Source organism: Streptomyces sp. NPDC048275, from assembly GCF_040652275.1.
Lineage (GTDB): Bacteria > Actinomycetota > Actinomycetes > Streptomycetales > Streptomycetaceae > Streptomyces.
Window position 1 is genome coordinate 59,708 of record NZ_JBEZLR010000028.1, and the last position, 23,799, is coordinate 83,506.

19 protein-coding genes and 1 riboswitch are annotated in these 23,799 nt (G+C 70.3%); of the genes, 10 read left to right on the forward strand and 9 right to left on the reverse strand.

Annotated features, from left to right (window positions below):
- Positions 1 to 130: 130 nt before the first annotated feature.
- The 4 genes from AB0D57_RS18830 to AB0D57_RS18845 all read right to left on the reverse strand — a co-directional run bounded on the left by AB0D57_RS18830 (position 131) and on the right by AB0D57_RS18845 (position 5,145).
- Entirely contained in the window at positions 131 to 811 is a 681-nt protein-coding gene (locus tag AB0D57_RS18830; protein WP_362073500.1) for a response regulator, read from the reverse strand.
- Positions 808 to 2,628, reverse strand: coding sequence for a sensor histidine kinase (locus AB0D57_RS18835; protein WP_362073503.1), 1,821 nt, complete (start codon positions 2,626 to 2,628; stop codon positions 808 to 810). The genes AB0D57_RS18830 and AB0D57_RS18835 overlap by 4 nt, the downstream gene beginning before the upstream one ends.
- 204 nt (positions 2,629 to 2,832) lie before the next feature.
- Positions 2,833 to 3,777, reverse strand: coding sequence for a sucrase ferredoxin (locus AB0D57_RS18840; RefSeq protein ID WP_362073506.1), 945 nt, complete (start codon positions 3,775 to 3,777; stop codon positions 2,833 to 2,835).
- Between the two features lie 108 nt (positions 3,778 to 3,885).
- On the reverse strand, positions 3,886 to 5,145 hold the full coding sequence (locus tag AB0D57_RS18845; protein ID WP_362073509.1) for a citrate synthase: 1,260 nt from the start codon (positions 5,143 to 5,145) through the stop codon (positions 3,886 to 3,888).
- Between the two features lie 98 nt (positions 5,146 to 5,243).
- On the opposite strand from AB0D57_RS18845, the gene AB0D57_RS18850 reads away from it, so the two are divergent.
- Positions 5,244 to 6,419 (forward strand): citrate synthase/methylcitrate synthase, encoded by a 1,176-nt coding sequence (locus tag AB0D57_RS18850; RefSeq protein ID WP_362073512.1) that lies wholly within the window; start codon positions 5,244 to 5,246, stop codon positions 6,417 to 6,419.
- 252 nt (positions 6,420 to 6,671) lie between these two features.
- Here the strand turns inward: AB0D57_RS18850 and AB0D57_RS18855 are convergent, their stop codons facing one another.
- Positions 6,672 to 6,908: a hypothetical protein gene (locus tag AB0D57_RS18855; protein WP_362073515.1), complete on the reverse strand. Its 237-nt coding sequence runs from the start codon at positions 6,906 to 6,908 to the stop codon at positions 6,672 to 6,674.
- Between the two features lie 215 nt (positions 6,909 to 7,123).
- Positions 7,124 to 7,669: a DUF6082 family protein gene (locus AB0D57_RS18860; protein WP_362073518.1), complete on the reverse strand. Its 546-nt coding sequence runs from the start codon at positions 7,667 to 7,669 to the stop codon at positions 7,124 to 7,126.
- A 353-nt stretch (positions 7,670 to 8,022) separates the two neighbouring features.
- Here AB0D57_RS18860 and AB0D57_RS18865 point away from each other — a divergent pair, with 353 nt between their 5' ends.
- Positions 8,023 to 9,069 carry a GTP-binding protein gene (locus tag AB0D57_RS18865; RefSeq protein ID WP_362073521.1) on the forward strand — a complete coding sequence of 349 codons (1,047 nt, stop codon included), beginning with the start codon at positions 8,023 to 8,025 and terminating at the stop codon, positions 9,067 to 9,069.
- A 1-nt stretch (position 9,070) separates the two neighbouring features.
- On the opposite strand, the gene AB0D57_RS18870 is transcribed toward AB0D57_RS18865, so the two are convergent.
- On the reverse strand, positions 9,071 to 11,530 hold the full coding sequence (locus AB0D57_RS18870) for a DNA topoisomerase IV subunit A (RefSeq protein ID WP_362073524.1): 2,460 nt from the start codon (positions 11,528 to 11,530) through the stop codon (positions 9,071 to 9,073).
- A 349-nt stretch (positions 11,531 to 11,879) separates the two neighbouring features.
- Between AB0D57_RS18870 and AB0D57_RS18875 the strand changes: the two genes are divergently transcribed.
- The 4 genes from AB0D57_RS18875 to AB0D57_RS18890 all read left to right on the forward strand — a co-directional run bounded on the left by AB0D57_RS18875 (position 11,880) and on the right by AB0D57_RS18890 (position 16,638).
- Positions 11,880 to 13,226: a pitrilysin family protein gene (locus AB0D57_RS18875; protein ID WP_362073527.1), complete on the forward strand. Its 1,347-nt coding sequence runs from the start codon at positions 11,880 to 11,882 to the stop codon at positions 13,224 to 13,226.
- On the forward strand, positions 13,223 to 14,626 hold the full coding sequence (locus AB0D57_RS18880) for a pitrilysin family protein (RefSeq protein ID WP_362073530.1): 1,404 nt from the start codon (positions 13,223 to 13,225) through the stop codon (positions 14,624 to 14,626). The genes AB0D57_RS18875 and AB0D57_RS18880 overlap by 4 nt, the downstream gene beginning before the upstream one ends.
- Before the next feature lie 192 nt (positions 14,627 to 14,818).
- Positions 14,819 to 14,984, forward strand: a riboswitch (cyclic di-AMP (ydaO/yuaA leader).
- 12 nt (positions 14,985 to 14,996) lie between these two features.
- The gene (locus AB0D57_RS18885) at positions 14,997 to 15,761 is read left to right on the forward strand and encodes a M23 family metallopeptidase (protein WP_362073533.1); all 765 of its coding nucleotides are present in this window, start codon (positions 14,997 to 14,999) and stop codon (positions 15,759 to 15,761) included.
- 181 nt (positions 15,762 to 15,942) lie between these two features.
- Positions 15,943 to 16,638, forward strand: coding sequence for a GntR family transcriptional regulator (locus tag AB0D57_RS18890; protein WP_362073536.1), 696 nt, complete (start codon positions 15,943 to 15,945; stop codon positions 16,636 to 16,638).
- Positions 16,639 to 16,829: 191 nt separating this feature from the next.
- On the opposite strand, the gene AB0D57_RS18895 is transcribed toward AB0D57_RS18890, so the two are convergent.
- The gene (locus AB0D57_RS18895; protein WP_362073539.1) at positions 16,830 to 17,111 is read right to left on the reverse strand and encodes an HPr family phosphocarrier protein; all 282 of its coding nucleotides are present in this window, start codon (positions 17,109 to 17,111) and stop codon (positions 16,830 to 16,832) included.
- A 176-nt stretch (positions 17,112 to 17,287) separates the two neighbouring features.
- Between AB0D57_RS18895 and AB0D57_RS18900 the strand changes: the two genes are divergently transcribed.
- From AB0D57_RS18900 to AB0D57_RS18915, 4 genes are all read left to right on the forward strand, one after another.
- Entirely contained in the window at positions 17,288 to 20,110 is a 2,823-nt protein-coding gene (locus AB0D57_RS18900; RefSeq protein ID WP_362073542.1) for a GNAT family N-acetyltransferase, read from the forward strand.
- 149 nt (positions 20,111 to 20,259) lie between these two features.
- On the forward strand, positions 20,260 to 20,847 hold the full coding sequence (locus AB0D57_RS18905; RefSeq protein ID WP_362073545.1) for a DUF5998 family protein: 588 nt from the start codon (positions 20,260 to 20,262) through the stop codon (positions 20,845 to 20,847).
- Positions 20,847 to 22,034 (forward strand): nucleotide pyrophosphatase/phosphodiesterase family protein, encoded by a 1,188-nt coding sequence (locus AB0D57_RS18910; RefSeq protein ID WP_362073548.1) that lies wholly within the window; start codon positions 20,847 to 20,849, stop codon positions 22,032 to 22,034. Before AB0D57_RS18905 ends, AB0D57_RS18910 begins: the two co-directional genes overlap by 1 nt.
- A gap of 55 nt (positions 22,035 to 22,089) precedes the next feature.
- A complete protein-coding gene (locus AB0D57_RS18915; protein WP_362073551.1) occupies positions 22,090 to 22,737 on the forward strand; it encodes a thymidine kinase in 648 nt (215 codons plus the stop codon).
- A gap of 24 nt (positions 22,738 to 22,761) precedes the next feature.
- On the opposite strand, the gene AB0D57_RS18920 is transcribed toward AB0D57_RS18915, so the two are convergent.
- Positions 22,762 to 23,565 carry a VOC family protein gene (locus AB0D57_RS18920; RefSeq protein ID WP_362073554.1) on the reverse strand — a complete coding sequence of 268 codons (804 nt, stop codon included), beginning with the start codon at positions 23,563 to 23,565 and terminating at the stop codon, positions 22,762 to 22,764.
- Between the last annotated feature and the right edge of the window lie 234 nt (positions 23,566 to 23,799).

The window sequence follows — 23,799 nt, forward strand, 5'->3', positions numbered from 1 at the left end:
GTAGGCGATCGCCCCTCAGGGCGTGACCCACGTGTACCGATGCTCCGGTCGCCCCGTGTCCTCGCACTACGGCGTGATGCCCGTGGACAGCCCTGGGACGGTCCTCAAGGCGGTAACGACAACCGTGCCCTCAGGCGCGGGTCACCCAGATGTAGCGGTGCTCCGGGCGGCCCGCGTCTCCGTACTTGAGGGTCAGCCTGGCCCGCCCCGTGCGCTCCAGGAACTTCAGATAGCGCTGGGCGGTCTGCCGGCTCAGTCCGGTCCGCTCCGCGATCTCCTGGGCCGACAGCGGCCCATCGGCGTTCACCAGGACGCGGCGCACGAGCTCCGCGGTCGTGGGGGAGTGCCCTTTGGGCAGGTCCGGCTCCGCACTCGCGGACAGGGCGCCGAAGATCCGGTCGACCTCGGCCTGTTCGGCCTCGCCGCCGCCGTCGAGGGTACGGCGCAGGTTCGCGTACGCCTCCAGCTTGGCGCGCAGGCCCGCGAAGGCGAACGGCTTGACCAGGTACTGCAGCGCGCCCTGCCGCATCGCAGCCTGGACGGTCGAGATGTCACGGGCCGCCGTCACCATGATGACGTCGGTCTGATGACCGCGACGGCGCATCTCCTGGACGACGGCGAGACCCGTGTCGTCGGGCAGATAGTGGTCCATGAGGACCAGGTCCAGGTGCGGCAGCGCCTCCAACCGGCGCAGCGCCTCCGCGGCGCTGTGCGCCTGGCCCGCGACATGGAAGCCGGGCATCTTCTCCACGTACGCGGCGTTGACCCGCGCGACCCGGGTGTCGTCGTCCACGACCAGGACCTCGATCATCGCGACTCCTCCTTGAGGGTCGTCCTGGTGGTGGTTTCCAGGGACGAGGTCGGCTCCGGCCGGCGTTGGGTTTCGGAGGTGGGGACGAGTGCGCCCCGCGGCCCCGGGGCGAGACCTGCCTCCACGGCGACGCCCCTGTCCGACGCGACGCCCGTGTCCGAGGCGAGTTCTGCCTCCGGAGCGGGACCTGCCTGTGGTGCGAGAGCCGCCTCCGTAAGCGCCTCCGGCAGGACGACCATGAACTCCGCGCCGCCGCCGTTCGCCTCGGTGACCTCGGCGCTGCCTCCTTGCCGCTCGGCCAGTCGGCGCACCAAGGAGAGTCCGATTCCGCGCTTGCCGTGTGCCGGCGGCTTCTTGGTCGACCATCCGTCGGTGAAGATCAACTCCCGCCGGTCCGCCGGTATCCCGGGCCCGGTGTCGCGCACCCGCAGCACGGCCGTACGCCCCTCGGCGCGCAATTCGACTTCTACGCGCGCGTGCGGCGTGCCCGCGACGGCGTCGAACGCGTTGTCGACCAGGTTGCCGACCACCGTGACCAGTCCGCGCGGGTCGACCACCCGGTCGGGCAGCAGGGTCCGGTCCGAGATCCACAGGGCCACGCCGCGCTCGGCCGCGACCGTGGCCTTGCCGACCAGCAGGGCGGCGAGCAGCGGATCGTGGATCTTCTCGGTGACCTGCTCCGCGGTGACCCGGTGGTCGCCGACCACCTCGTCGACGAACTCCACGGCGTCGTCGAACATCTCCAGCTCGAGCAGCCCCAGGAGCGTGTGCATGCGGTTGGCGTGTTCGTGGTCCTGCGCGCGCAGGGCGTCGATCAGACCGCGCGTGGAGTCAAGTTCGCGGCCGAGCTGCTCCAGCTCGGTGCGGTCGCGCAGGGTGGCCACGGCGCCGCCGTCGTCGGTCGGCATGCGGTTGGCGATCAGGACACGCTGACCGCGTACCGTCAGTAGATCCGTGCCGGTGACCCGCCCGGTCAGCACATCGGTCGTCCGGCCTGGCCCGAGCACGTCGTCGAGCGGCTGTCCGATGGCCTCCGCGTCGAGTCCCAGCAGGCGCTGCGCCTCGTCGTTGAGGAGGCGTACGCGGCCGACGCGGTCCAGCGCGATGACGCCCTCCCGAATGCCGTGCAGCATCGCCTCGCGCTCTGCGAGCAGCGCCGAGATATCGGAGAAGGCCAGGTCACGGGTCTGCCGCTGGACCCGCCGGGAGAGCAGATACGCGGCGAACGTGCCGACGGCCAGGGCCCCGCCGGCGTACGCGAAGAGCCCAGGGATGGCGTGGATCAACCGGGCGCGCACACTGTCGTACTCGATGCCCACCGAGACCGCGCCGATGATGCGGCCGTCGGTGTCGCGCAGCGGTACCTTGCCGCGGGCCGAGCGTCCCAACGTGCCGTCGTCGATCTGCATGACGTCCTTGCCGGCCAGGGCCTGGCTGGGATCGGTCGAGACGACTCCGCCGATCTGCGTGGTGTCCTTGTGCGACCAGCGCACGCCGTTCATGTTCATCACCACGACGTACTCGGCCCCGCTGGCCTTGCGGATGCGCTCGGCCTCGATCTGTACGGGGCCGTTGACCGACGGCCGCGAAGATTGCAGATCCTCGGCTATCTGTGGCTGGGCCGCCGTGGTCTGCGCGATCGCGAGCGCCCGGCGCATGGCCTGGTCGTCGAGCTGCGCGCTGAGCGGGGCCAGGAACAGCCCGGTGGCGAGCACGGCGACTCCGGCGGCGATCGCCACCTGCATCAGCAATACCTGCGAGAACACCCGCCGCGGCAGACCGAGGCGCAGTCGTCGTGCGGGGGGAGTGGGGCTCATACCCATGACGGTACGGGGGAGGGCGCGCCGCGTCGTGGTTGGTGTGGCGCGGATCTCTTGAACGCGATGTGTGGGAGCTGCGGCAGGCGGGGCGCAGGGGTGCGCGGAGCGGATCTGCGGTCAGCCGCGTACGGGGCCTCTGGGCATGGGTCTGTGGTCAGCTGCGCGTCGGCTCGGCCGCAGGCCCCCGTACAAGCCCCGAGTTCAGCAGGGCACGGGAAGAGTCACCCGGGGGAGCTCCCGTACGGCCACCACGTCCATCCGGGCCGGGGAACCCAGCGCCGAGCCGCAGCTCTCCTGGCGGGGTGGCAGCGAGGCGCCCCGCGCGACGATGACGCGCCAGAGGCGCCCGTCGGTGTGGGCGACGGTCACCTCCCAGCGCGGCGCCGTGCCGTCCGTGCGGACGACGCTGAGGGCGTCCGCTGTGTGTTCCCCTGCGGCTGTGCGCACGGCCAGCTCGGCCGCCTGAGCGGGGCGCTCCCACGTGGAGCGCCCGCGGCACCCCTCGGTGACGACACGCCCCTCCTGGACGCCCTGGAGGATCTCCTTGACGGCGTGGGCCTCGGCCCGCCCGTACGCGTATCCGTACGGCAGGACGAGCAGCGTGGGCGAGAAACGGTGACCGCCGAGGTGGGTCACCTCCCACGCGCCCTCCACAGCGGAGGCGGCGAGCTCGGCGGCGAGGGGCCGACCGAGGAGGGCGCAGCAGCGGTCCCGCTTGCCGTTGGTGCAGACGAGGGCGAGCGGGTCGCCCGTATGGGGCCGACCCCCGAGAGCCGCGTCGAAGGTATGAGGGTCACCCATGCCGAGCGCCGTGAAGTCGAGGTTGAGCAGCTGCTCGGGGTCGTTCGTCATGGCGCTGTGCAGCCAGACGTTTCCCGGCGTGGTGTGGGCCGCGTACACATGGCGTTCGGAGGGCGCTCCGCAGTCGGCGTGCCGTCCGGGGCGGCGGATGAGCGCGATCCGTACGCCGGTGTCCTGGGCGGCCGCTTCGAGCGCACGGCCGAGCGTGGGGTCCAGGTGGCTCGACGTGAGCGCTTTGACGCCCCATGGCCCGGGCTGTTCAAGGAGCAGCCATGTCCTCGCGGTCGCCGCGGTCCCCGCGAGGGGCTCGTCGAGGTCCCGGGACGCGGTCGTGCAGGTACTCACAGAGGTGAGCCTAACCTGACTTCGGCGGGGCGACTTCCAGCTGCTCCTACGGGGGCGCACTTTGGGCGCATTCGGCGCGCGGTGGGGGCGTGGGGAGCGTGGGGGCGCTCACTCTGGCAGTGGCTGCGGCGGCCGCAGCCCTACGTACTGACCGCTCGGGCGCATGCGCAAGGGGCGCTCCCCGTACTCCTCCAAGGCGTGGGCGATCCACCCCGCCGTGCGGGCGACGGCGAAGACCGTCTCTCCGGCGGAGGAGGACATGCCGGAGGATGCCGTGAGCACGGCCAACGCGAGGTCGACATTGGCGTGCAGGGGGGTGTGACGGGCGGTGGTGTCCACGATGTCCCGGGCCGCGGCCAGGGCGGGCGCCGCGCTGGGAACCTCCTCCAGTAGGGCGAACAGGGCACGCGCGCGTGGGTCCTCGCCGGGGTAGAGCCGATGGCCCAGCCCCGGGACTTGGCGCCCGGCGCGCAGTTCGTCGGCGACCACAGGGGCCGCGGTGCCTCGGTCCAGGACGTCGAGGAGCAGTCGGTGGGCCAGCCCGCTGGCCGCGCCGTGCAGGGGCCCTTCGAGCACGCCGAGGCCCGCGGACACAGCGGCGTACGCGTGCGCCCGGGCCGACGCGGCGACCCGGACCGCGAGCGTCGAGGCGGCCAGGTCGTGGTCGACGAGCAGACCTAGTGCCGTGTCCAGCGCGCGCAGTGACGCCTCGTCGGGGGTCCGGCCGGTGAGCCGCGCCCACAGGCGGTGCGCCAGTGGGCCCTCGTCGCGGTGGTCGTACCGCATGGGTGGGAGGGCCGTGACGAGGGTGGGGATGAGGGTGCGCGCGGTGCCGAGGACGGCGTTCTCCGAGAGGTCGAAACGCAGCGGGTCGGCGGCCGACGCGGCGATCGTCGCGACGCGCAGCCGGTCCGTCGGCCCGCTGTGCTCGGGCAGCGAGTCGACCGCTCGGCGGGCGGCGGCGACCGACTCCCGCGGAGCCGTGAACGTGACACCAGGGCGCAGCTCCCCGGTCCACAGCCACTCGGCGATCTCTTCGTAGGAGTGGCGCGCGGCCAGTTCGGTCGCGTCGACGCCGCGGAAGTAGTACCGGTCCTTGTCGATCAGAGTGATGCGCGTACGGACGGACAGCTCACCGGTGGTGCTCGAACTCCCGCCGGAATCGCGCCTGTTGCGCCGTACGAGTGCCTCCACCTCGTTGGCGTCGAAGGTGCTGCCGCGACCGCCGGGGTTGCGGCGGCTGCTGAGCTGGCCGCGGCTCACATACGCGTACACGGTCTCGGGCTTCACGCCGAGCAGCTCGGCGGTCTCCCTGGTGCTGAGCCGTCGGCCCTCGTGTGCTCCCACTGCCGGTTCTTGATCCCTCATGGACGCCACCGTATCCGTGTATCGGCATATTGATCGAATCAATATTGACAGAGATTGAGTCAAGCATGGACAGTTGAATCAAGTTCAGGGAGGAAAGCATGTCGAACAATCGGGCCGCAACCGCGTCCACCGCCCCCGTTGACGTGCCGCGAGGACTCGCGGGCGTCGTCGTCACCGATACCGCGCTGGGTGACGTGAGGGGTTTGGAGGGTTTCTATCACTACCGCCAGTACTCGGCCGTCGAGCTCGCGCAGAGCCGCGGGTTCGAGGACGTCTGGTACCTGCTGGTCCACGGTGAGCTGCCGGACGCGGTTCAAGGCGCCGCCTTCGCCGCGCGGACCGCGGCGCTGCGCAGGCTGCCGGACGAGGTGCGCGCCGCGCTGCCCGTGATCGCTGCGGCGACCGGGCTGTCCGGGCCGCTCGCCGGACTGCGCACCGCGTTGTCGCTGCTGGGCGCGTCGTCGGGCTTCCGGCCGGTGTACGACATCGGCGCCGACCGGCGCCGTGCGGACACGCTCGCGGTGTGCGCGGCCGTGCCGACGCTGCTCACCGCGCTGTACCGGCTCGGACAGGGGCTGGAGCCGGTGGAGCCGCGCGATGACCTTCCGCACGCTGCGAACTACCTCTACATGTTGACAGGTTCGGAGCCGGACGCCGAGCGGGCCCGCGCGGTCGAGCAGTATTTGATATCAACCATTGACCATGGATTCAATGCGTCAACGTTCACTGCGCGGGTGATCGCGTCGACTGGAGCGGACGTGGCCGCATGCCTGGTGGGAGCGGTGGGGGCACTGTCGGGTCCTCTTCACGGCGGTGCGCCGAGTCGTGCCCTGGACACCCTCGATGCGATCGGCGGCCCCGACCGTATCGACAGCTGGATCCGCGAACGTGTCCTCGCGGGTGACCGCATCATGGGCTTCGGTCACCCCGTCTACCGCACCGAGGATCCCCGTTCCCGCATGCTCCGTGGCATCGCCCGGCAATTCGGTGGCCCTCTGGTCGACTTCGCCGTCGAGGTCGAACGCCAGGTGGAAGCGATCCTGGCCGAGCTCAAGCCCGGCCGCGAGCTCCACACCAATGTCGAGTTCTATGCCGGCGTGGTCATGGAGCTGTGCGGTCTGCCGCGCGAGATGTTCACCCCCACGTTCGCCGCGGCCCGCGTCGTCGGCTGGAGCGCCAACATCCTGGAGCAAGCGGAGGACCCGAAGATCATCCGCCCGGCGGCGCGGTATGTCGGGCCGGTTCCGCCGGTGGCGGTGCCGGCGATGGCCTGAGAGGTTGCGTGAGGTCCGGTGTCGGTCCGGCTCCGGACCTCACGAAAGCAGTGGTCGAGCGTCGTTGGGCACGGTGAGCGCCTGGCTGCTCGGAGTGGCCCCGTGGCATCAATGGGTCGTGCACGGGGCGAAGGCGGTTTCATGGTGGCACGGACGTGCTGGGCGCCGCTTCCGGAGGTCGAGCCTCAACGGGGGTGACCGGGTTGACCTCAACGGTTGACGGAGCAGTCCATGTGTTGTCGTGCGGTGGTGTTACATGTCGGGAATGTCGGCCTTGGCGCGCAGGAGTGTCTCTCTGCTGACGATGACGATGCGTTCGTAGTCGGCTCGGGCTGCGTCCGAGGGGAGCTCCTTGTCGAGCGCCGCCGTGGCTTCGGTCCCGATGACGGCGAAATTGCCGTCGCTGAGCTCGAAGATGTCCGGGCATGAATCGCCGGACATGCTGCCTCGTTCGCGTGGGGACGCACCGATCCGACGCACGATTTTCAAGATCCCTGTCCTCGTTTCTAGACGATGAAGGACCCCGGGGCCTCACGTCTGAACGGTCGAGGGCGGGGTCATTGTAGCCCGTTGAGGGCGGGGTCAGGGTATCCACAGTTTGTTGCCGGGACTGTCATTGTTGACTGTGCCGAGTGGGTCTGTTGACCGGACGATGCAGCTCTCTTGACTGTGGTGACAGGAGGTACGCGGCGGATCAACCGTCTCTACTCGTGGGGTGGTTCACCCACCACCCACCACTCTTCCGTGTCGGCCTCGTCCAGATCGCGGATCAGGCCATCCACCATTCGGCCCACACGTGCTTCCGTCGAGTTGCCTTCGAGGCTCGCGCGATGAGGGCGGTGGGCGTCCCAGTAGGCGCGAAAGATCGGGTTCTGGCAGAACATCCGAAGGTGACCGTGCAGTTCCTCCCAGCTGACGACGCCGACGCGGTAGGCGAGGAGGGCATTGGTGTACATGGCGTTCGCGAAGAGGTACTGGCGCTGCCGCGTGGGCGAGTCCACCTGGACCGTGCTGTACACCGCGGCCAGGTCCGCGTCCTCCATGGCCTTGCTCAGCAGATACTGCTGGGCGCGCTGCTGGTCGAGTATGGCCCGTTGTTCGTCTCCCCGCTCCACCTCGGCGACCCGCAGGCGCAGTTCCTTGTGGCGTCGTTGCTGGGCGGCCAGGGCGACCAGTGCCCCCGCCGTGAAGGCGAGCCCCGCGACGGTCGCGGAACCCCACCTCCGTACCCCAAATTTCAGTGTGACCATGTCAACCCCCGAATCAGGCGACCGTTCAGCCGGCCGTCGGGTGTGGGGCGACAGGGAGCGGACCGGCGAGCGGTGGGCGGCGCGCTTGCCGTCTCCCAGTCTTGCCGAGCGGCTCTGATCGGCAGGGAGGCGGAGAAGAGGCGCACGGAGGGAAGTGCGGGTCGCGTTTCCCGGCGCCATGCCCAACGTGTGCCCCGTGAGCGCCGCTAACAATCGTTCACTTCGGGGTGTTTCCTCCCCCTCGTATCCTGGGTCGGCAGTCATATGGCGTGCGAGCGCCGGTCCACGAGCCGCCCTCGCACAAGAGCCGGTGCACGCGCCGGCGCACGTACAGGTTTTGGAGAGGGCGCACGTTGAGTCAGTCGAGTCCGCAGCAGATTCCGGTCGTCGTGCTTGCCGGCTTCCTGGGATCCGGCAAGACCACTCTGCTCAATCACCTCCTGCACCGCAGCGGCGGCAGCCGTATCGGGGCTGTCGTCAACGACTTCGGGGCGATCGAGATCGACGCGATGGCGGTGGCGGGCGCGCTCGGGGACTCCACCGTGTCGCTCGGGAACGGATGCCTGTGCTGCGCCGTCGACGCCAGTGAGCTCGACATCTATCTCGAGCGGCTCGCCCGGCCCTCGGCCGGCATCGACGTGATCGTCATCGAGGCGAGCGGCCTCGCCGAGCCTCAGGAACTCGTGCGGATGGTGCTCGCCAGTGAGCATCCGCGGATCGTCTACGGCGGCCTGGTCGAGGTCGTCGATGCCGCAGAATTCGACGCCGCGCGCGAGAAGCACCCCGAGATCGAGCGGCATCTCGCCCTCGCCGACCTCGTCGTCGTCAACAAGATCGACCGGGCCGATGACGGTGAGCGGGTGCTCCGCGCGGTACGGGATCTCGTCGACCGGGCTGCCGTGGTGCCCGCCACCTACGGCAGTGTCGACCCCGAGTTCCTCTTCGACTGCAGGCCGACCGAGGAGCGGATCGGACAGCTGTCCTTCGACGACCTCCACCGGCACGAGGGGAGTGATCACCACGACCACCTGCACGCCGCCTACGAATCCCTCTCCTTCACCGCCGAAGTCCCCCTCGGCCCGCGGCGGTTGATGGACTTCCTCGACAGCAGGCCCGAGGGGCTCTACCGCATCAAGGGGTACGTCGACTTCGGTGCCCACGACCGCGGCAATCGCTACGCCGTGCACGCCGTCGGGCGTTTTCTGCGGTTCTACCCGCAGCCCTGGGCAGCCGCCGACGAGCGCCTCACCCAGCTCGTGCTGATCGGCTCGGACATCGACACCGGCGCCCTCGGGAAGGAACTGGAGGCGTGCAAAGAGGACGCCCCACACGCCGATGAGCACAGCATGTGGGGCGTCCTTCGATACGCACAACAGCCGGAGCCCGAAGAAACCGGCTGAGCTACACGGGGCCCGCCACCACCGAGACCGTCTTTGCCAGGGACACGCCCGAACCGTCGCGGCGCGGGTCGATCTCCGGCAGTTCGGCCGGTGTGCCGTTCTTCTGGGCGGCCCGTGCCGGAACCGCGCCCGCCCAGGCCAGCGCGAGGCAGTCCTCGCCCTTCAGGAACCGCTGGCAGCGCACGCCACCCGTGGCGCGTCCCTTGCGCGGGTACTGGTCGAAGGGGGTCAGTTTGGCCGTGGTCTGGACGGAGTCGTCCAGTGTGCCGCGTGAGCCCGCCACCGTGAACACCACCGCGTCCACCGCCGGGTCGACCGCGTTGAAGGAGATCACCTTCGCACCGTCGGTGAGTTTGATGCCCGCCATGCCGCCCGCCGCGCGGCCCTGCGGACGGACCTGCGAGGCCTGGTAGCGCAGCAACTGGGCGTCGTCCGTGATGAAGACCAGGTCCTCCTCGCCGGTGCGCAGCTCGATCGCGCCGACGATCCGGTCGCCGTCCTTGAGGGTGATGACCTCCAACTCCTCCTTGTTCGAAGGGTAGTCGGGGACGACACGCTTCACGACGCCCTGCTCGGTGCCGATCGCCAGGCCGGGCGACGACTCGTCGAGCGTCGTCAGGCAGACGACCGTCTCGTCCGCCTCCAGGGAGGACAGGAACTCCGAAATCGGCGCGCCCCCGGAGAGGTTGGGCGCCGCCGCCGTCTCCGGCAGCTGCGGCAGATCGATCACACTCAGGCGGAGCAGGCGGCCCGCGGACGTGACCGCGCCGACCTCGCCACGGGCCGTGGCCGGCACCGCGGAGACGATCAGGTCGTGCTTGGTGCGCCTGCCCTCCTCGGCCTCCCCGAAGGGCTCGCCGTTGGCCGTACGGGCGAGGAGGCCCGTCGAGGACAGCAGCACCCGGCACGGGTCGTCGGCCACCTGGAGCGGGACCGTCGCGGCGACGGTGCCCGCGGACTCCAGGAGCACCGTGCGCCGGTCGGTGCCGAACTTCTTGGCCACCGCGGCCAGTTCGCCGGAGACCAGCTTGCGCAGCTCCGTGTCCGAGTCCAGGATTCCGGTCAGCTCGTCGATCTCGCCGTTGAGCCGGTCGCGCTCCGACTCCAGCTCGATGCGGTCGAACTTGGTGAGGCGGCGCAGCGGCGTGTCCAGGATGTACTGCGTCTGGATCTCGGAGAGGGAGAAGCGCTCGATCAGGCGCTCCTTGGCCTGAGCCGAGTTCTCGCTGGAGCGGATGAGGCGGATGACCTCGTCGATGTCCAGCAGGGCGACGAGAAGGCCCTCGACCAGGTGCAGCCGGTCCCGCTTCTTGCCGCGGCGGAACTCGCTGCGGCGGCGTACGACGTCGAAGCGGTGGTCGAGATAGACCTCCAGGAGCTCCTTGAGGCCCAGGGTGAGCGGCTGCCCGTCCACCAGCGCCACGTTGTTGATACCGAAGGACTCCTCCATCGGCGTCAGCTTGTAGAGCTGCTCCAGGACCGCTTCCGGCACGAAACCGTTCTTGATCTCGATGACCAGGCGCAGGCCGTGCGAGCGGTCGGTGAGGTCCTTCACATCGGCGATGCCCTGGAGCTTCTTCGAGCCGACCAGGTCCTTGATCTTCGCGATCACCTTCTCCGGGCCGACGGTGAAGGGCAGTTCGGTGACGACGAGGCCCTTGCGGCGCGCGGTCACATTGTCGACGGTGACGGTGGCGCGGATCTTGAAGGTGCCGCGGCCGTTCTCGTACGCGTCCCTGATCCCCGTGAGGCCGACGATCCGGCCGCCGGTGGGCAGGTCGGGGCCCGGGATGTACCTCATCAGGGTGTCGAGGTCGGCGCCCGGGTACCGGATGAGGTGGCGGGCGGCGGCGATGACTTCGCCGAGGTTGTGCGGCGGCATGTTCGTCGCCATGCCGACGGCGATGCCCGACGAGCCGTTGACCAGGAGATTCGGGTACGCGGCCGGGAGGACGTCCGGTTCCTGCTCCTGGCCGTCGTAGTTCGGCGCGAATTCGACGGTGTTCTCGTCGATCGACTCCGTCATCAGTGACGTGGCGTCGGCCATCCGGCACTCGGTGTAACGCATGGCGGCCGGCGGGTCGTCATTGCCGAGAGAGCCGAAGTTGCCATGGCCGTCCACCAGGGGCAGGCGCATGGAGAACGGCTGGGCCAGGCGCACCAGCGCGTCGTAGATCGACGCGTCGCCGTGCGGGTGGAGCTTACCCATGACCTCGCCGACGACGCGGGCGCACTTCACATAGCCGCGGTCGGGGCGCAGCCCCATCTCGTTCATCTGGTAGACGATGCGGCGATGCACGGGTTTGAGGCCGTCTCGGGCATCCGGCAGGGCTCGCGAGTAGATGACCGAGTACGCGTATTCGAGGAAGGAGCCCTGCATCTCGTCCACGACGTCGATGTCGAGGATCTTCTCCTCGTACGAGTCGTCGGGCGGCGGGGTCTTCGTGCTGCGGCGGGCCATCGCTGCTGCGGCTCCTTCACAGTCTCTGCCGGGGCATGAACGGGATCTGACGCGGACCATTGTGGACCGCCCCACTGACAACGCCGACCGCGACCCGTCCGTACGGGCCTCGCGGAGCCCGTTTCCGATCGCTCTCGGCGAACGGAAACCAGGCCTTCCCGCCTACGGAAGTCCGGGTTTCCCGGCTTACGGAAGTCACGCCTCCCGGCCCGCGGAGCCCGGTCTCCCGTCCACGTGATTCTCGCTCTCGGCGTACGAGGTGCGGGAACTTCGCCAGCTGTCGGCACGCTTGCATACAGTGGCAGGACAGGCAGGGAATTCTGCATTTTCCGCGATCGAAGGGACGTACATGCCCATGGGTCACACGGCCACAGCTGAGGCAGGCTCCGGCGGCCTGACAGCGACCGAGCACCGCCTGGCCAACGGCCTGCGCGTGGTGCTCTCCGAGGACCACCTGACCCCGGTCGCGGCGGTGTGCCTCTGGTACGACGTCGGCTCGCGCCACGAGGTCAAGGACCGTACCGGACTTGCCCACCTCTTCGAGCACCTGATGTTCCAGGGTTCGGGTCAGGTGAAGGGCAACGGTCACTTCGAACTGGTGCAGGGCGCGGGCGGATCGCTCAACGGCACGACCAGCTTCGAGCGCACCAACTACTTCGAGACGATGCCCGCCCACCAGCTGGAGCTCGCTCTCTGGCTGGAGGCCGACCGCATGGGCTCGCTGCTCTCCGCGCTCGACGACGAGTCCATGGAGAACCAGCGGGACGTCGTCAAGAACGAGCGTCGCCAGCGCTACGACAACGTCCCCTATGGCACGGCTTTCGAGAAGCTGACCGCCCTCGCCTACCCCGAGGGCCACCCGTACCACCACACCCCGATCGGGTCGATGGCGGACCTGGACGCGGCGACCCTGGAGGACGCCCGCGCCTTTTTCCGGACGTACTACGCGCCCAACAACGCCGTGCTGTCGGTCGTCGGCGACATCGACCCGGAGCAGACGCTCGCCTGGATCGAGAAGTACTTCGGTTCCATCCCCGGGCACGACGGGAAGCCCGCGCCGCGTAGCGGCGCCCTGCCCGACATCATCGGCGAGCAGCTGCGCGAGGTCGTCGAGGAAGAGGTCCCGGCACGCGCCCTGATGGCTGCCTACCGGCTCCCGGAGGACGGCACGCGCGCGTGCGACGCGGCCGACCTAGCCCTGACGGTCCTCGGTGGCGGCGAGTCCTCCCGGCTCTACAACCGGCTCGTACGCCGCGACCGCACCGCCGTCGCGGCCGGGTTCGGCCTGCTGCGGCTCGCCGGAGCGCCCTCCCTGGGGTGGCTGGACGTGAAGACGTCCGGCGACGTCGAGGTCCCGGTGATCGAGGCCGCCGTCGACGAGGAGCTCGCCCGGTTCGCCGAGGAGGGCCCCACCGCCGAGGAAATGGAGCGCGCCCAGGCCCAGTTGGAGCGCGAGTGGCTGGACCGGCTCGGCACCGTCGCGGGCCGCGCCGACGAACTGTGCCGGTACGCCGTCCTGTTCGGCGACCCGCAGCTCGCCCTGACCGCCGTGCAGCGCGTCCTCGACATCACCGCCGACGAGGTCCAGGAGGCCGCCAAGTCCCGCCTGCGCCCCGACAACCGGGCGGTGCTCGTGTACGAGCCGGTCGCCGACGCCGCTGCCACCACCGATGACGACGAGGAGGCGGCGAAATGACCGAGCTCGCCACCATGGACTTTCACCAGCAGCCCCAGGCCGGCAAGGCCAAGCCGTGGGCCTTCCCCGCCCCCGGGCGCGGCGCCCTCGACAACGGCCTGACCGTGCTGCACTGCCATCGCCCCGGCCAGCAGGTCGTCGCCGTCGAGGTGCTGCTCGCCGCGCCGCTGGAGGCCGAGCCCGCGGGCCTCGACGGCGTTGCCACGATCATGGCGCGCGCCTTCTCCGAGGGCACCGACAAGCTCTCCGCCGAGGAGTTCGCCGCCGAGCTGGAGCGCTGCGGCGCCACGCTCGACGCGCACGCCGACCATCCCGGTGTGCGGCTGTCGCTCGAGGTGCCCGTGTCGCGGCTGCCCAAGGCGCTCGGTCTGCTCGCCGACGCTCTCAGGGCACCGGCGTTCGCCGAGAGCGAGGTCGAGCGGCTGGTGCGCAACCGGCTCGACGAGATCCCGCACGAGACGGCCAACCCGGCTCGCCGCGCCGCCAAGGAGCTCTCCAGGGAGCTGTTCCCGGCCACCTCGCGCATGTCGCGCCCGCGCCAGGGCACCGAGGAGACCGTCCAGAAGATCGACTCGGCGGCCGTACGCGCCTTCTACGACCGGCACGTACGCCCCGCCACGGCCACCGCGGTGATCGTCGGCGACCTCACCGACGTGGGCCTCGAAGCCCTGCTCGCGGAGACGCTCGGCGCCTGGAGCGGCTCGTCGGCCGAGCCGCGCCCCGTGCCGTCGGTGACCGCCGACGACACCGGCCGTGTGATCATCGTGGACCGCCCCGGCGCGGTCCAGACGCAGCTGCTCATCGGACGCGTGGGTGCCGACCGGCACGACCGCGTCTGGCCCGCCCAGGTCCTCGGCACGTACTGCCTCGGTGGCACCCTCACCTCGCGCCTGGACCGCGTCCTGCGCGAGGAGAAGGGATACACCTACGGTGTGCGGGCGTTCGGCCAGGTACTGCGCGCCGCGGCGCCTTCTCCCTCCGGGGGGGCTACGGGCATCGCGATGCTGGCGATCAGCGGCTCCGTGGACACCCCGAACACCGGCCCGGCGCTCGACGACCTGTGGAAGGTGCTGCGCACCCTCGCGGCCGAGGGCCTGACGGACGCCGAGCGCGACATCGCCGTACAGAACCTGGTGGGTGTGGCGCCCCTCAAGTTCGAGACCGCGGCCGCGGTGGCGAGCACGCTCGCGGACCAGGTCGAGCAGTACCTGCCGGACGACTACCAGGCGACGCTGTACCGGCAGCTGGCCGCGACCGGCACCGTGGAGGCCACCGCGGCCGCCGTGAGCGCCTTCCCGGTGGACCGTCTGGTGACCATCCTGGTGGGTGACGCCGCGCAGATCGAGGAGCCGGTCAAGGCTCTGGGAATCGGTGAAGTGAGCGTTGTGACCGCCGAGTAGGACAGCACGGCCCATGGGGGCCCAGGAGGCCGCAGAGCCTCCTGGGCCCCCATTTGTCCGTATTGGTAGGGAGGTTGCCTGTCTGCCCTGTGGCATGCGCTACAAAAGCCGTGATCCGTTTGTTGATTGAAAGATGTCCCGTTTAGCGTCGGTCCGGCTGTTCGTCAGGCAGTGCGCCGCGCCCGCGGCACCGGACAGTCATCGCCGAGTCCCCGTACGGCGCGAGCCAGGGGAGCCGGGGACCCATACGCAGTCCCTGGGGTGAATCGGACGCCCTTCATGATCCGAAGGGGGTCCGTAGGAGACCTTCCTGCTCCGAACCCGTCAGCTAACCCGGTAGGCGAGAAGGAAGGAAAGGACCAGCCCCTACATGGCGTTCACCTGTGGCTCAGGGAAGCACCGCCGTCCGAGCCGCGTGAAGCGCACGACCACGAACGCCGTCGGCGTCGCGGCGCTCACCAGCACCGGTGTCATCGGAACCCTGGCCGCCCCGGCGTTCGCCGCGGACACCTCCGCCGACCGGACTGGACTGACCCAGGCCGTCTCGATCGGTGACTCGGTCGCCGAGCAGATAGACGCGCAGGCCGCCGCCCAGCAGCGCGCCGCCAAGGAGGCCGCAGCGCGGAAGCAGGCCGAGGAGGCCGCGCGGAAGCAGGCCGCGGAAGAGGCCAAGAAGGAGCGTGAGGCGGAGGAGCGCGCCGCCCGCGCCGCCGAACGCAAGCGTCTGAACTCCTTCGTCCCGCCGATCACCGGCTCCTACGTCTCCACCGGTTACCAGGCCGGCGGCAGCCTCTGGTCGTCCGGCAGCCACACCGGCGTCGACTTCCACGCGGCGTCCGGGACCTCGGTCCACGCGGTCGGCTCCGGCACCGTCGTCACGGCCGGCTGGGGCGGCGCCTACGGCAACGAGATCGTCATCAAGATGAACGACGGCACTTACACGATGTACGGCCATCTGTCGTCCATCGCCGTCTCCGTGGGGCAGACGGTCACCCCGGGCCGACAGATAGGCCTCTCCGGAGCCACCGGCAACACCACCGGACCGCACCTCCACTTCGAGGCCCGCACGACGGCGGAGTACGGCTCCGACGTCGACCCCGTCGCCTACCTCCGCTCGCACGGAGTGAACGTCTGACTTGCGGCAGTACTTCCGAAGCCCCGGCTCACCCAGCCGGGGCTTCGTCGTTTCGAACGACTCTGTCCAAAAAATATCCATGGATTCCGGCCCGCCATCGGAAATTCCGAGTCTCTGCAATAGAGTCACTGAACAAGCGTCAATCGACGGCGTTTCACGGGGATTAAAGCGGAGGTCCGGCATGCGTGTTCCTGCGCACTCGGTATGCACAGCGATCCGCGACGACATCGTCGCGGGTGTCTACGAGCGCGGCAGCCGGCTCACCGAGGAACTGCTCGCGCGCCGCTACGGCGTCTCGCGGGTTCCGGTGCGCGAGGCCCTGCGCACCCTGGAGGCCGAGGGCTTCGTTCTCACCCGTCGACACGCGGGCGCATGCGTCGCGGAGCCCACCGAGCAGGAGGCCGCCGATCTCTTGGAGATGCGCATGCTCCTGGAGCCGCTGGGTGCCGCCAGGGCCGCGCAGCGCCGCACCGAGGCCCACCTCAAGGTGCTTCGAGGCCTGGTCAGACTGGGTCAGGAGCGGGCCAGGAGGGGCAACAGCGAGGATCTGCGCTCGCTGGGCGGCTGGTTCCACGAGACGCTCGCACAGGCCTCCGGAAGCCCCGCACTGACCTCCACGCTGGCTCAGCTGCGGCACAAGATCGCCTGGATGTACGCGGTCGAGGCGCCGGCCGATCCGGCCGAGTCCTGGGCCGAGCACGGCGGGATCGTGGACGCGGTGGCGCGCGGCGACAGTGAGCGGGCCAGGGCGGTCACGGCGCTGCACACCGAGCGCGCGGCGGGCGCCCACCGATTGCGCTTTCCCGCCGGGGGAGATCGCCAGGATCGTGTGAGGACTTCGCAACATCCCGTAAACATGACGGGCCTGCGTCATTAACACGGGGGCCGTATACAAAGAGGAGTAATTCGCGGGGATTACTTTTTGCTGCCCTGGAGACGAAATGGCGAAGGGCTCGCCCGGTATTCCGGACGAGCCCTTCGATTTGTTCCTGGGTGGTGTTTTGCGTAGCGGCGAACACTCCGCCATCCAGCGACGAATAACGCCACCGTCGCTGGAGGGGCTGTTCCTCAGACGGTCTCGGGGAGCTCCTCGAGACCCTCCGCCACCAGCTTCGCCAGCCGGTCGAGCGCGGCGTCCGCACCCTCGGCGTCCGAAGCGAGGACGATCTCCTCGCCGCCCTGGGCGCCCAGGCCGAGGACCGCGAGCATGGAGGCCGCGTTGACGGGGTTGCCCTCCGTCTTGGCGATCGTCACGGGGATACCGGAGGCCGTGGCCGCCCGGACGAAGATGGAGGCGGGACGGGCGTGGAGGCCCTCGGCCCAGCCGACGTTGACGCGGCGCTCAGCCATGTGATGCTGCCCTTCAGTGTTCAGGGTTGTCTAGACCAGTGTTCCATAACGTGAAGCGTGTCCGGAGCGGGCGTTGGTCCGCCCCGGACCCGGCGTCGGACCCCGGCCTGGATCCGACTTCGGTGCCCCTAGCCTGCCTCGCGCCGTTGTCCGACGCGAGCCGTACTCTGGGGCCCATGCAGACCTCGTCGGACCGGCACGAGTACCCCTCCCACTGGGAGGCCGACGTGGTGCTGCGCGACGGGGGTACCGCACGCATCAGGCCCATTACCGTCGACGACGCAGAGCGCCTGGTCAGCTTCTACGAGCAGGTCTCGGACGAGTCGAAGTACTACCGCTTCTTCGCGCCCTACCCGCGCCTGTCCGCCAAGGACGTCCACCGCTTCACGCACCACGACTTTGTGGACAGGGTGGGACTCGCGGCCACGATCGGCGGCGAGTTCATCGCCACCGTACGCTATGACCGGATTGACGCCGACGGCCTGCCTGCCCCCGTCCCCGCCGATGAGGCCGAGGTCGCCTTCCTCGTGCAGGACGCCCACCAGGGGCGCGGCGTCGCCTCGGCCCTCCTCGAACACATCGCGGCGGTGGCCAGGGAACGTGACATACGCCGCTTCGCCGCCGAGGTGCTGCCTGCCAACAGCAAGATGATCAAGGTGTTCACGGACGCCGGGTACCAACAGAAGCGGCACTTCGAGGACGGGGTCGTACGCCTGGAGTTCGACCTCGAGCCGACCGACCGGTCGCTCGCCGTGCAGCGCGCGCGGGAGCAGCGCGCCGAGGCCCGGTCCGTGCAGCGGCTGCTCGCCCCCGGCTCGGTCGCCGTCATCGGCGCGGGCCGCGTGCCCGGCGGGGTGGGCCGCAGCGTCCTCACCAACCTCCGCGACGCCGGTTTCACCGGCCGCCTGTACGCGGTGAACAGGGCGCTCCAGGAGAAAGAACTCGACGGAGTCCCCGCGTACCGCTCGATCCGCGACATCGCGGAGCCCGTCGACCTCGCCGTCGTCGCCGTACCCACGCGGTACGTCCCCGAGGTCGTCGCCGAGTGTGGCGAGCACGGTGTGCAGGGGCTCGTGGTCGTCTCCGCCGGGTACGCCGAGAGCGGCGCCGAAGGGCGCGAGCGCCAGCGCGATCTCGTCCGTCAGGCGCGTACGTACGGGATGCGCATCATCGGCCCGAACGCCTTCGGGGTCATCAACACCTCCCCCGACGTGCGGCTCAACGCCTCGCTCGCGCCCGAGATGCCGCGCCCCGGCCGGATAGGCCTGTTCGCCCAGTCCGGCGCGATCGGCATCGCGCTGCTGTCCCGGCTGCACCGGCGCGGCGGCGGCGTCACGGGCGTGACCGGCGTCTCCACCTTCATCTCCTCCGGGAACCGGGCGGACGTGTCCGGCAACGACGTGCTCCAGTACTGGTACGACGACCCTGACACCGACGTCGCCCTGATGTACCTCGAATCCATCGGCAACCCGCGCAAGTTCACGCGCCTCGCGCGGCGGACCGCGGCGGCGAAACCGCTGGTCGTGGTGCAGGGCGCACGGCACGCGGCCGCTCCACAGGGGCACGCGGTACGGGCGACGCGGCTGCCGCACGCGACCGTCTCCGCCCTGCTGCGGCAGGCCGGGGTGATCCGGGTCGACACGATCACCGAGCTGGTCGACGCGGGACTGCTGCTGGCCCGCCAGCCGCTCCCTCCGGGCCCCCGGGTGGCGATCCTCGGGAACTCGGAGTCGCTGGGGCTGCTGACGTTCGACGCCTGTCTCGCGGAGGGACTGCGCCCGTCGCCGCCGCTGGACCTGACCACGGGAGCTTCGGCGGAGGACTTCCGGCGCGCGCTGTCGACAGCCCTGGCCGACGACGGGTGCGACGCCGTGGTGGTGACCGCCATCCCGGCGGTGGGGGAGACGTCGGCGGCGGACGAGGCCCTGGCACAGGCGCTCCGCTCGGCAGCCGCGGTGGCTCCCGAGAAGCCGGTGCTCGTGGTCCATGTGGAGCTGGGCGGTCTCGCCGAGGCCCTCTCCGCTGCCGCCAGTACGGCGCCGCAGGCGACGGCACCCGCACCCGCAGCCTCGGCCGATGCCCGCCGGCCCGGCCCCGAGGAACACCCGCCCGCCGCGGTGGAAGCTCCTGACGAAGCCCGCCTCATCCCCGCCTACCCCGCCGCCGAGCGCGCCGTCCGTGCCCTCGCCGAGGCGGTGAAGTACGGCCAGTGGCGGCGGGAGGCGGCCCAGCCCGGCAAGGTGCCCGAGTACGAGGACATCGACGAGAAGGGCGCCGCCGAGCAGATCGACCATCTGCTCGCCCGGGGCGAGGGGCTGACGCTCGGTACACAGGACGCCTGCGCCCTGCTCGGGCGGTACGGCATCGACGTACGCCGTGCGCTGCCCGCGCCCACGCCCGACGAGGCCGCCGCGGCCGCGCACACCCTCGGCTACCCCGTGGCCCTCAAGGCCACCGCCCCGCACCTGCGCCACCGCGCCGACCTGGGCGGCGTACGCCTGGATCTGGCGGACGAGGAGCAATTGCGCAGGGCGTACGCGGAGTTGACCGACCTCTTCGGGACGCCGACGGAGCTGCGCCCGGTCGTGCAGGGCATGGCACCGCGTGGCGTCGACACGGTCGTACGAACCGTCATCGATCCGGCGGCCGGAGCGGTGCTGTCGTTCGGGCTGGCCGGCGCCGCGTCGGACCTGCTCGGAGACACGGCCCACCGGCTGATTCCGGTCACCGACCGGGACGCGACCTCGTTGGTCCGGTCGATCCGGACTGCGCCGCTCCTGTTCGGCTGGCGCGGCTCGGCACCGGTCGACACGGCGGCCCTCGAAGAGCTGATGCTGCGGGTGTCGCGGCTGGTCGACGACCACCCGGAGGTCGTGGCCGTCTCCTTGGAGCCCGTGGTGGTCGCCACGAGCGGCCTGAGCGTGCTCGGCGCCACCGTACGGCTGGCCCGCGCGCCCGTCCGCGACGACCTCGGCCCGCGGACGCTTCCGGTCGTCTGAGCCGCGCCGGATCGGCCGGGTCGCGCTTGATGGGTGCCCGACGCGCGCTCGACGCATGCCTGAGGTGTGCCCGGTTCGTATCTGATCCGTCCACGACAGACACCGCGAGCGGTGCCTCGCAGTCAGTGGGCCACCGTAGGATGGACGTCATGGCCAAGACCAGTACGACGACCCAGGGGCTGCGAGCGGCGATCGAGCGCAGCGGCTACTACCCGGCCCTCGTGGCCGAGGCGGTGGAGGCCGCGATCGGCGGCGAGACCATCCGGTCGTACCTGGTCCACCAGGAGACCACGTTCGACGCGAACGAAGTGCGTCGGCATGTCACGGTGCTCGTCCTCACCGACAATCGCTTCATCGTGAGCCACACCGACGAGCAAGCGGCGGACACCACCTCGCCGACGCCGTACGCCACGACGTCGACGGAGTCCGTGAAGATCGGCCGGATCTCGTCGGTCGTCGTCAGCCGTGTCGTCGCCAACCCCGAGTCGTACAAGCCGGGCACCCTGCCCCGCGAGGTCGTCCTGACCATCGGCTGGGGCGCGGTCTCCCGCATCGACCTGGAGCCCGCGGCCTGCGGCGACCCCAACTGCGAGGCGGACCACGGCTACACGGGCAATTCGACGGCGGACGACCTGAGCCTACGCGTCAGTGAGGCCGGTGACGGCCCGGAGACGGTGCGCCAGGCCCTCGCCTTCGCCCAGTCCCTCTCCGAGGCGACCGCGGACACCACGCGCTGATGGCCCTGCCGACCTGGGATCACCCGGAACCACTCGCACTCGACTCCGCACCCGTCCCCGAGTACGGCGCCGGTTCGCTCGCTGACCTGCTGCCCACGCTCGCCGCGGGCATGGCGGTGCCCGGCATGACCGCCGCCATACCGGAGCTGACCGGAGCCGATCGGAACTGCGTCTTTCTGATCGACGGTCTCGGCTGGGAGCAGCTGAAGGCGCACCCCGACGAGGCCCCCTTCATGACGTCACTCCTGGCGTCCTCTCGCGGGGGCACCGGGCGGCCGATCACCGCCGGCTACCCGGCGACCACCGCGACCTCCCTCGCCTCCGTCGGCACCGGCTTGCCGCCCGGCGCGCACGGCCTGCCCGGCTACACCGCGCGCAACCCGAAGACCGGCGAGCTGATGAACCAGCTGCGCTGGAACCCGTGGACGGAGCCGCGCGCCTGGCAGCCGTATCCCACGGTCTTCCAGCTGGCGCACGCGGCCGGCGTGCACACCGCCCAGGTCTCGTCCCCCGCCTTCCAGAGCACCCCACTGACCAAGGTCGCCCTCAGTGGCGGAACGTTCCACGGGCGTCTGAGCGGCGAGGAGCGCATGGACCTCGCGGCCCAGCAACTCGCCGCGGGCGACCGCTCCTTGGTCTATACGTACTACGCCGAGGTGGACGGCAAGGGCCACCGCTTCGGCGTCGACTCGGACCCCTGGCGCGGCCAGCTGATGTATGTCGACCGCCTGGTCCAGCGCCTCGCGGAGCAACTGCCGTCCCGCACGGCGCTGTACGTCACCGCCGACCACGGCATGATCGACATCCCCTTCGACGAGCAGCACCGCATCGACTTCGACGAGGACTGGGAGCTGCGCGCCGGGGTCGCCCTACTCGGCGGCGAAGGCCGCGCCCGGCACGTCTACGCCGTGCAGGGCGCCGAGGCGGATGTCCTGACCTGCTGGCGCGAGGTGCTCGGTGAACAGTTCTGGGTGGCGTCGCGAGACGAGGCCATCGCGGCGGGCTGGTTCGGCCCGCACATCGACGAGCGGGTGTACGCCCGGATCGGCGATGTCGTCGCGGCGGCACAGGACGATGTGCTGATCATCGCCACCGAGCGCGAGCCGAAGGAGTCGGCGATGGTCGGCAACCACGGTTCGATGACACCGGTGGAGCAGCATGTGCCGCTCCTGGAAGTCCGTTCCTGATCCCACCTCCCTGCCTCCCCACCTCCCCTTCTTGCCGAAAGGTGCTCAACTCGCCATGCCCGAGCTGGTGTTCTTCTCCGGAACGATGGACTGCGGGAAGTCGACGCTGGCTCTCCAGATCGAGCACAACCGCTCGGCCCGGGGCTTGCAGGGCATGATCTTCACGCGTGACGACCGTGCGGGCGAGGGCAAGCTCTCCTCGCGGCTGGGCCTGGTCACGGACGCGGTGGAGGTCGCGGACGACCAGGACCTGTACGCGTATCTCGTCGACCATCTCTCCCAGGGCGGCCGGGCGGACTACGTGATCGCGGACGAGGCGCAGTTCCTGGCTCCCGGGCAGATCGACCAACTGGCCCGTGTGGTCGACGACCTGGGCGTCGACGTCTTCGCCTTCGGCATCACCACCGACTTCCGCTCCAAGCTCTTCCCGGGCTCCCAGCGCCTCGTGGAGCTGGCCGACCGGGTCGAGGTCCTCCAGGTCGAGGCCCTGTGCTGGTGCGGCGCCCGCGCCACCCACAACGCCCGCACGATAGGCGGTGAAATGGTCGTCGAGGGTGCCCAAGTGGTCGTCGGCGACGTCAACCAGGCGGAGGACATCGGCTACGAGGTCCTGTGCCGCCGACACCACCGCCGCCGGATGACCGCCGCCACAGCCCATGCGGGCGCCCTGTCGCCGGACGTGCTGCCGATCGCCTCCGCCTGATCCCGCCGATTCTGGGTCACCGGCTCAGCGCACGGTGTGGATCACCGAGAACACCGCGCCCTCCGGATCCGCCACCGTGGCCACCCGCCCGTACGCCGAGTCGTGTGCGGCCTTGAGGAGGTGCCCGCCGAGGTCGGTGACCCGGACGACGGCGTCGTCCACGTCCGCGACCTCGAAGTACGTCAGCCAGTGCGGGCCCCGGTCGCGCGGCAGGCCGTGCCCGACGCCGTGGATACCGGCCACCGGGCGGCCGCCGACGTTGAGGGTCAGATAGTCGAAGTCGGCCGAGACGACCGGCTCCTGTTCGTGGCCGAAGACCCCCTGGTAGAACTTGACGACGCTCTCGGTGTCGCGGGTCAGCAGCTCGATCCAGGCGGGGCTGCCGTGCACCCCGTGGATCCCGGTGCCCAGATGGGCCGCCGCCTGCCAGACCCCGAAGACGGCACCCGTCGGGTCCGAGGCGATCAACAGCCGGCCGGCCTCGCCGGCGTCCAGCGGACCCACGCCCACGGTGCCGCCGCAGTGCCGTACCGATTCGGCGGTCTGGTTCACGTCCTCCGAGGCGAAATACGGCGTCCAGGCGATCGGCAGATGCCGGTCCGGCGGTAGTTGTCCGATTCCCGCCACCTCGTGGCCGTCGAGCAGGGCTCGTACGTACGGGCCGAGTTGCTGTGGTCCGGGCTGGAACTCCCAGCCGAACAGTTCCCGGTAGAAGTCCTGGGTCGTGGCCATCCCGTGCGCCATCAGGCTTACCCAGCAGGGTACGCCGGGCGCGTGCCGAGCGTGCGTGGTGCTGTTCGGGCCGGCCGACTCCCGTGCCTCGGTCATCGTCACTCTCTCCTCGGCCCCTTGCGGTGGCCGTTCACCTTCCGCCTACCGACACGCGTATCACAGCCGCGTGCGTGCGCGCCCCGTGCCGATGCTCGCACCACCCGTCACCCCGTGCGTTCCGGCCGCGCCGTCATGCGCGGTCCACGGCCGGAGGATGCCTGATTTGCGGGTTCCCGTCCGTTTCCGCGCCATTGCCGCAGGGTGTCCATCGGCTGTACAGCATGTGCCCGA

Excerpts from the sequence above, each read along its gene's own strand:
- AB0D57_RS18830 (WP_362073500.1), bottom strand. The coding sequence starts at position 811 with ATGATCGAGGTCCTGGTCGTGGACGACGACACCCGGGTCGCGCGGGTC.
- AB0D57_RS18835 (WP_362073503.1), bottom strand. The coding sequence starts at position 2,628 with ATGAGCCCCACTCCCCCCGCACGACGACTGCGCCTCGGTCTGCCGCGG.
- AB0D57_RS18845 (WP_362073509.1), bottom strand. The coding sequence starts at position 5,145 with ATGAGGGATCAAGAACCGGCAGTGGGAGCACACGAGGGCCGACGGCTC.
- AB0D57_RS18850 (WP_362073512.1), top strand. The coding sequence starts at position 5,244 with ATGTCGAACAATCGGGCCGCAACCGCGTCCACCGCCCCCGTTGACGTG.
- AB0D57_RS18860 (WP_362073518.1), bottom strand. The coding sequence starts at position 7,669 with ATGGTCACACTGAAATTTGGGGTACGGAGGTGGGGTTCCGCGACCGTC.
- AB0D57_RS18870 (WP_362073524.1), bottom strand. The coding sequence starts at position 11,530 with ATGGCCCGCCGCAGCACGAAGACCCCGCCGCCCGACGACTCGTACGAG.
- AB0D57_RS18875 (WP_362073527.1), top strand. The coding sequence starts at position 11,880 with ATGCCCATGGGTCACACGGCCACAGCTGAGGCAGGCTCCGGCGGCCTG.
- AB0D57_RS18880 (WP_362073530.1), top strand. The coding sequence starts at position 13,223 with ATGACCGAGCTCGCCACCATGGACTTTCACCAGCAGCCCCAGGCCGGC.
- AB0D57_RS18885 (WP_362073533.1), top strand. The coding sequence starts at position 14,997 with ATGGCGTTCACCTGTGGCTCAGGGAAGCACCGCCGTCCGAGCCGCGTG.
- AB0D57_RS18890 (WP_362073536.1), top strand. The coding sequence starts at position 15,943 with ATGCGTGTTCCTGCGCACTCGGTATGCACAGCGATCCGCGACGACATC.
- AB0D57_RS18895 (WP_362073539.1), bottom strand. The coding sequence starts at position 17,111 with ATGGCTGAGCGCCGCGTCAACGTCGGCTGGGCCGAGGGCCTCCACGCC.
- AB0D57_RS18900 (WP_362073542.1), top strand. The coding sequence starts at position 17,288 with ATGCAGACCTCGTCGGACCGGCACGAGTACCCCTCCCACTGGGAGGCC.
- AB0D57_RS18905 (WP_362073545.1), top strand. The coding sequence starts at position 20,260 with ATGGCCAAGACCAGTACGACGACCCAGGGGCTGCGAGCGGCGATCGAG.
- AB0D57_RS18910 (WP_362073548.1), top strand. The coding sequence starts at position 20,847 with ATGGCCCTGCCGACCTGGGATCACCCGGAACCACTCGCACTCGACTCC.
- AB0D57_RS18915 (WP_362073551.1), top strand. The coding sequence starts at position 22,090 with ATGCCCGAGCTGGTGTTCTTCTCCGGAACGATGGACTGCGGGAAGTCG.
- AB0D57_RS18920 (WP_362073554.1), bottom strand. The coding sequence starts at position 23,565 with ATGACCGAGGCACGGGAGTCGGCCGGCCCGAACAGCACCACGCACGCT.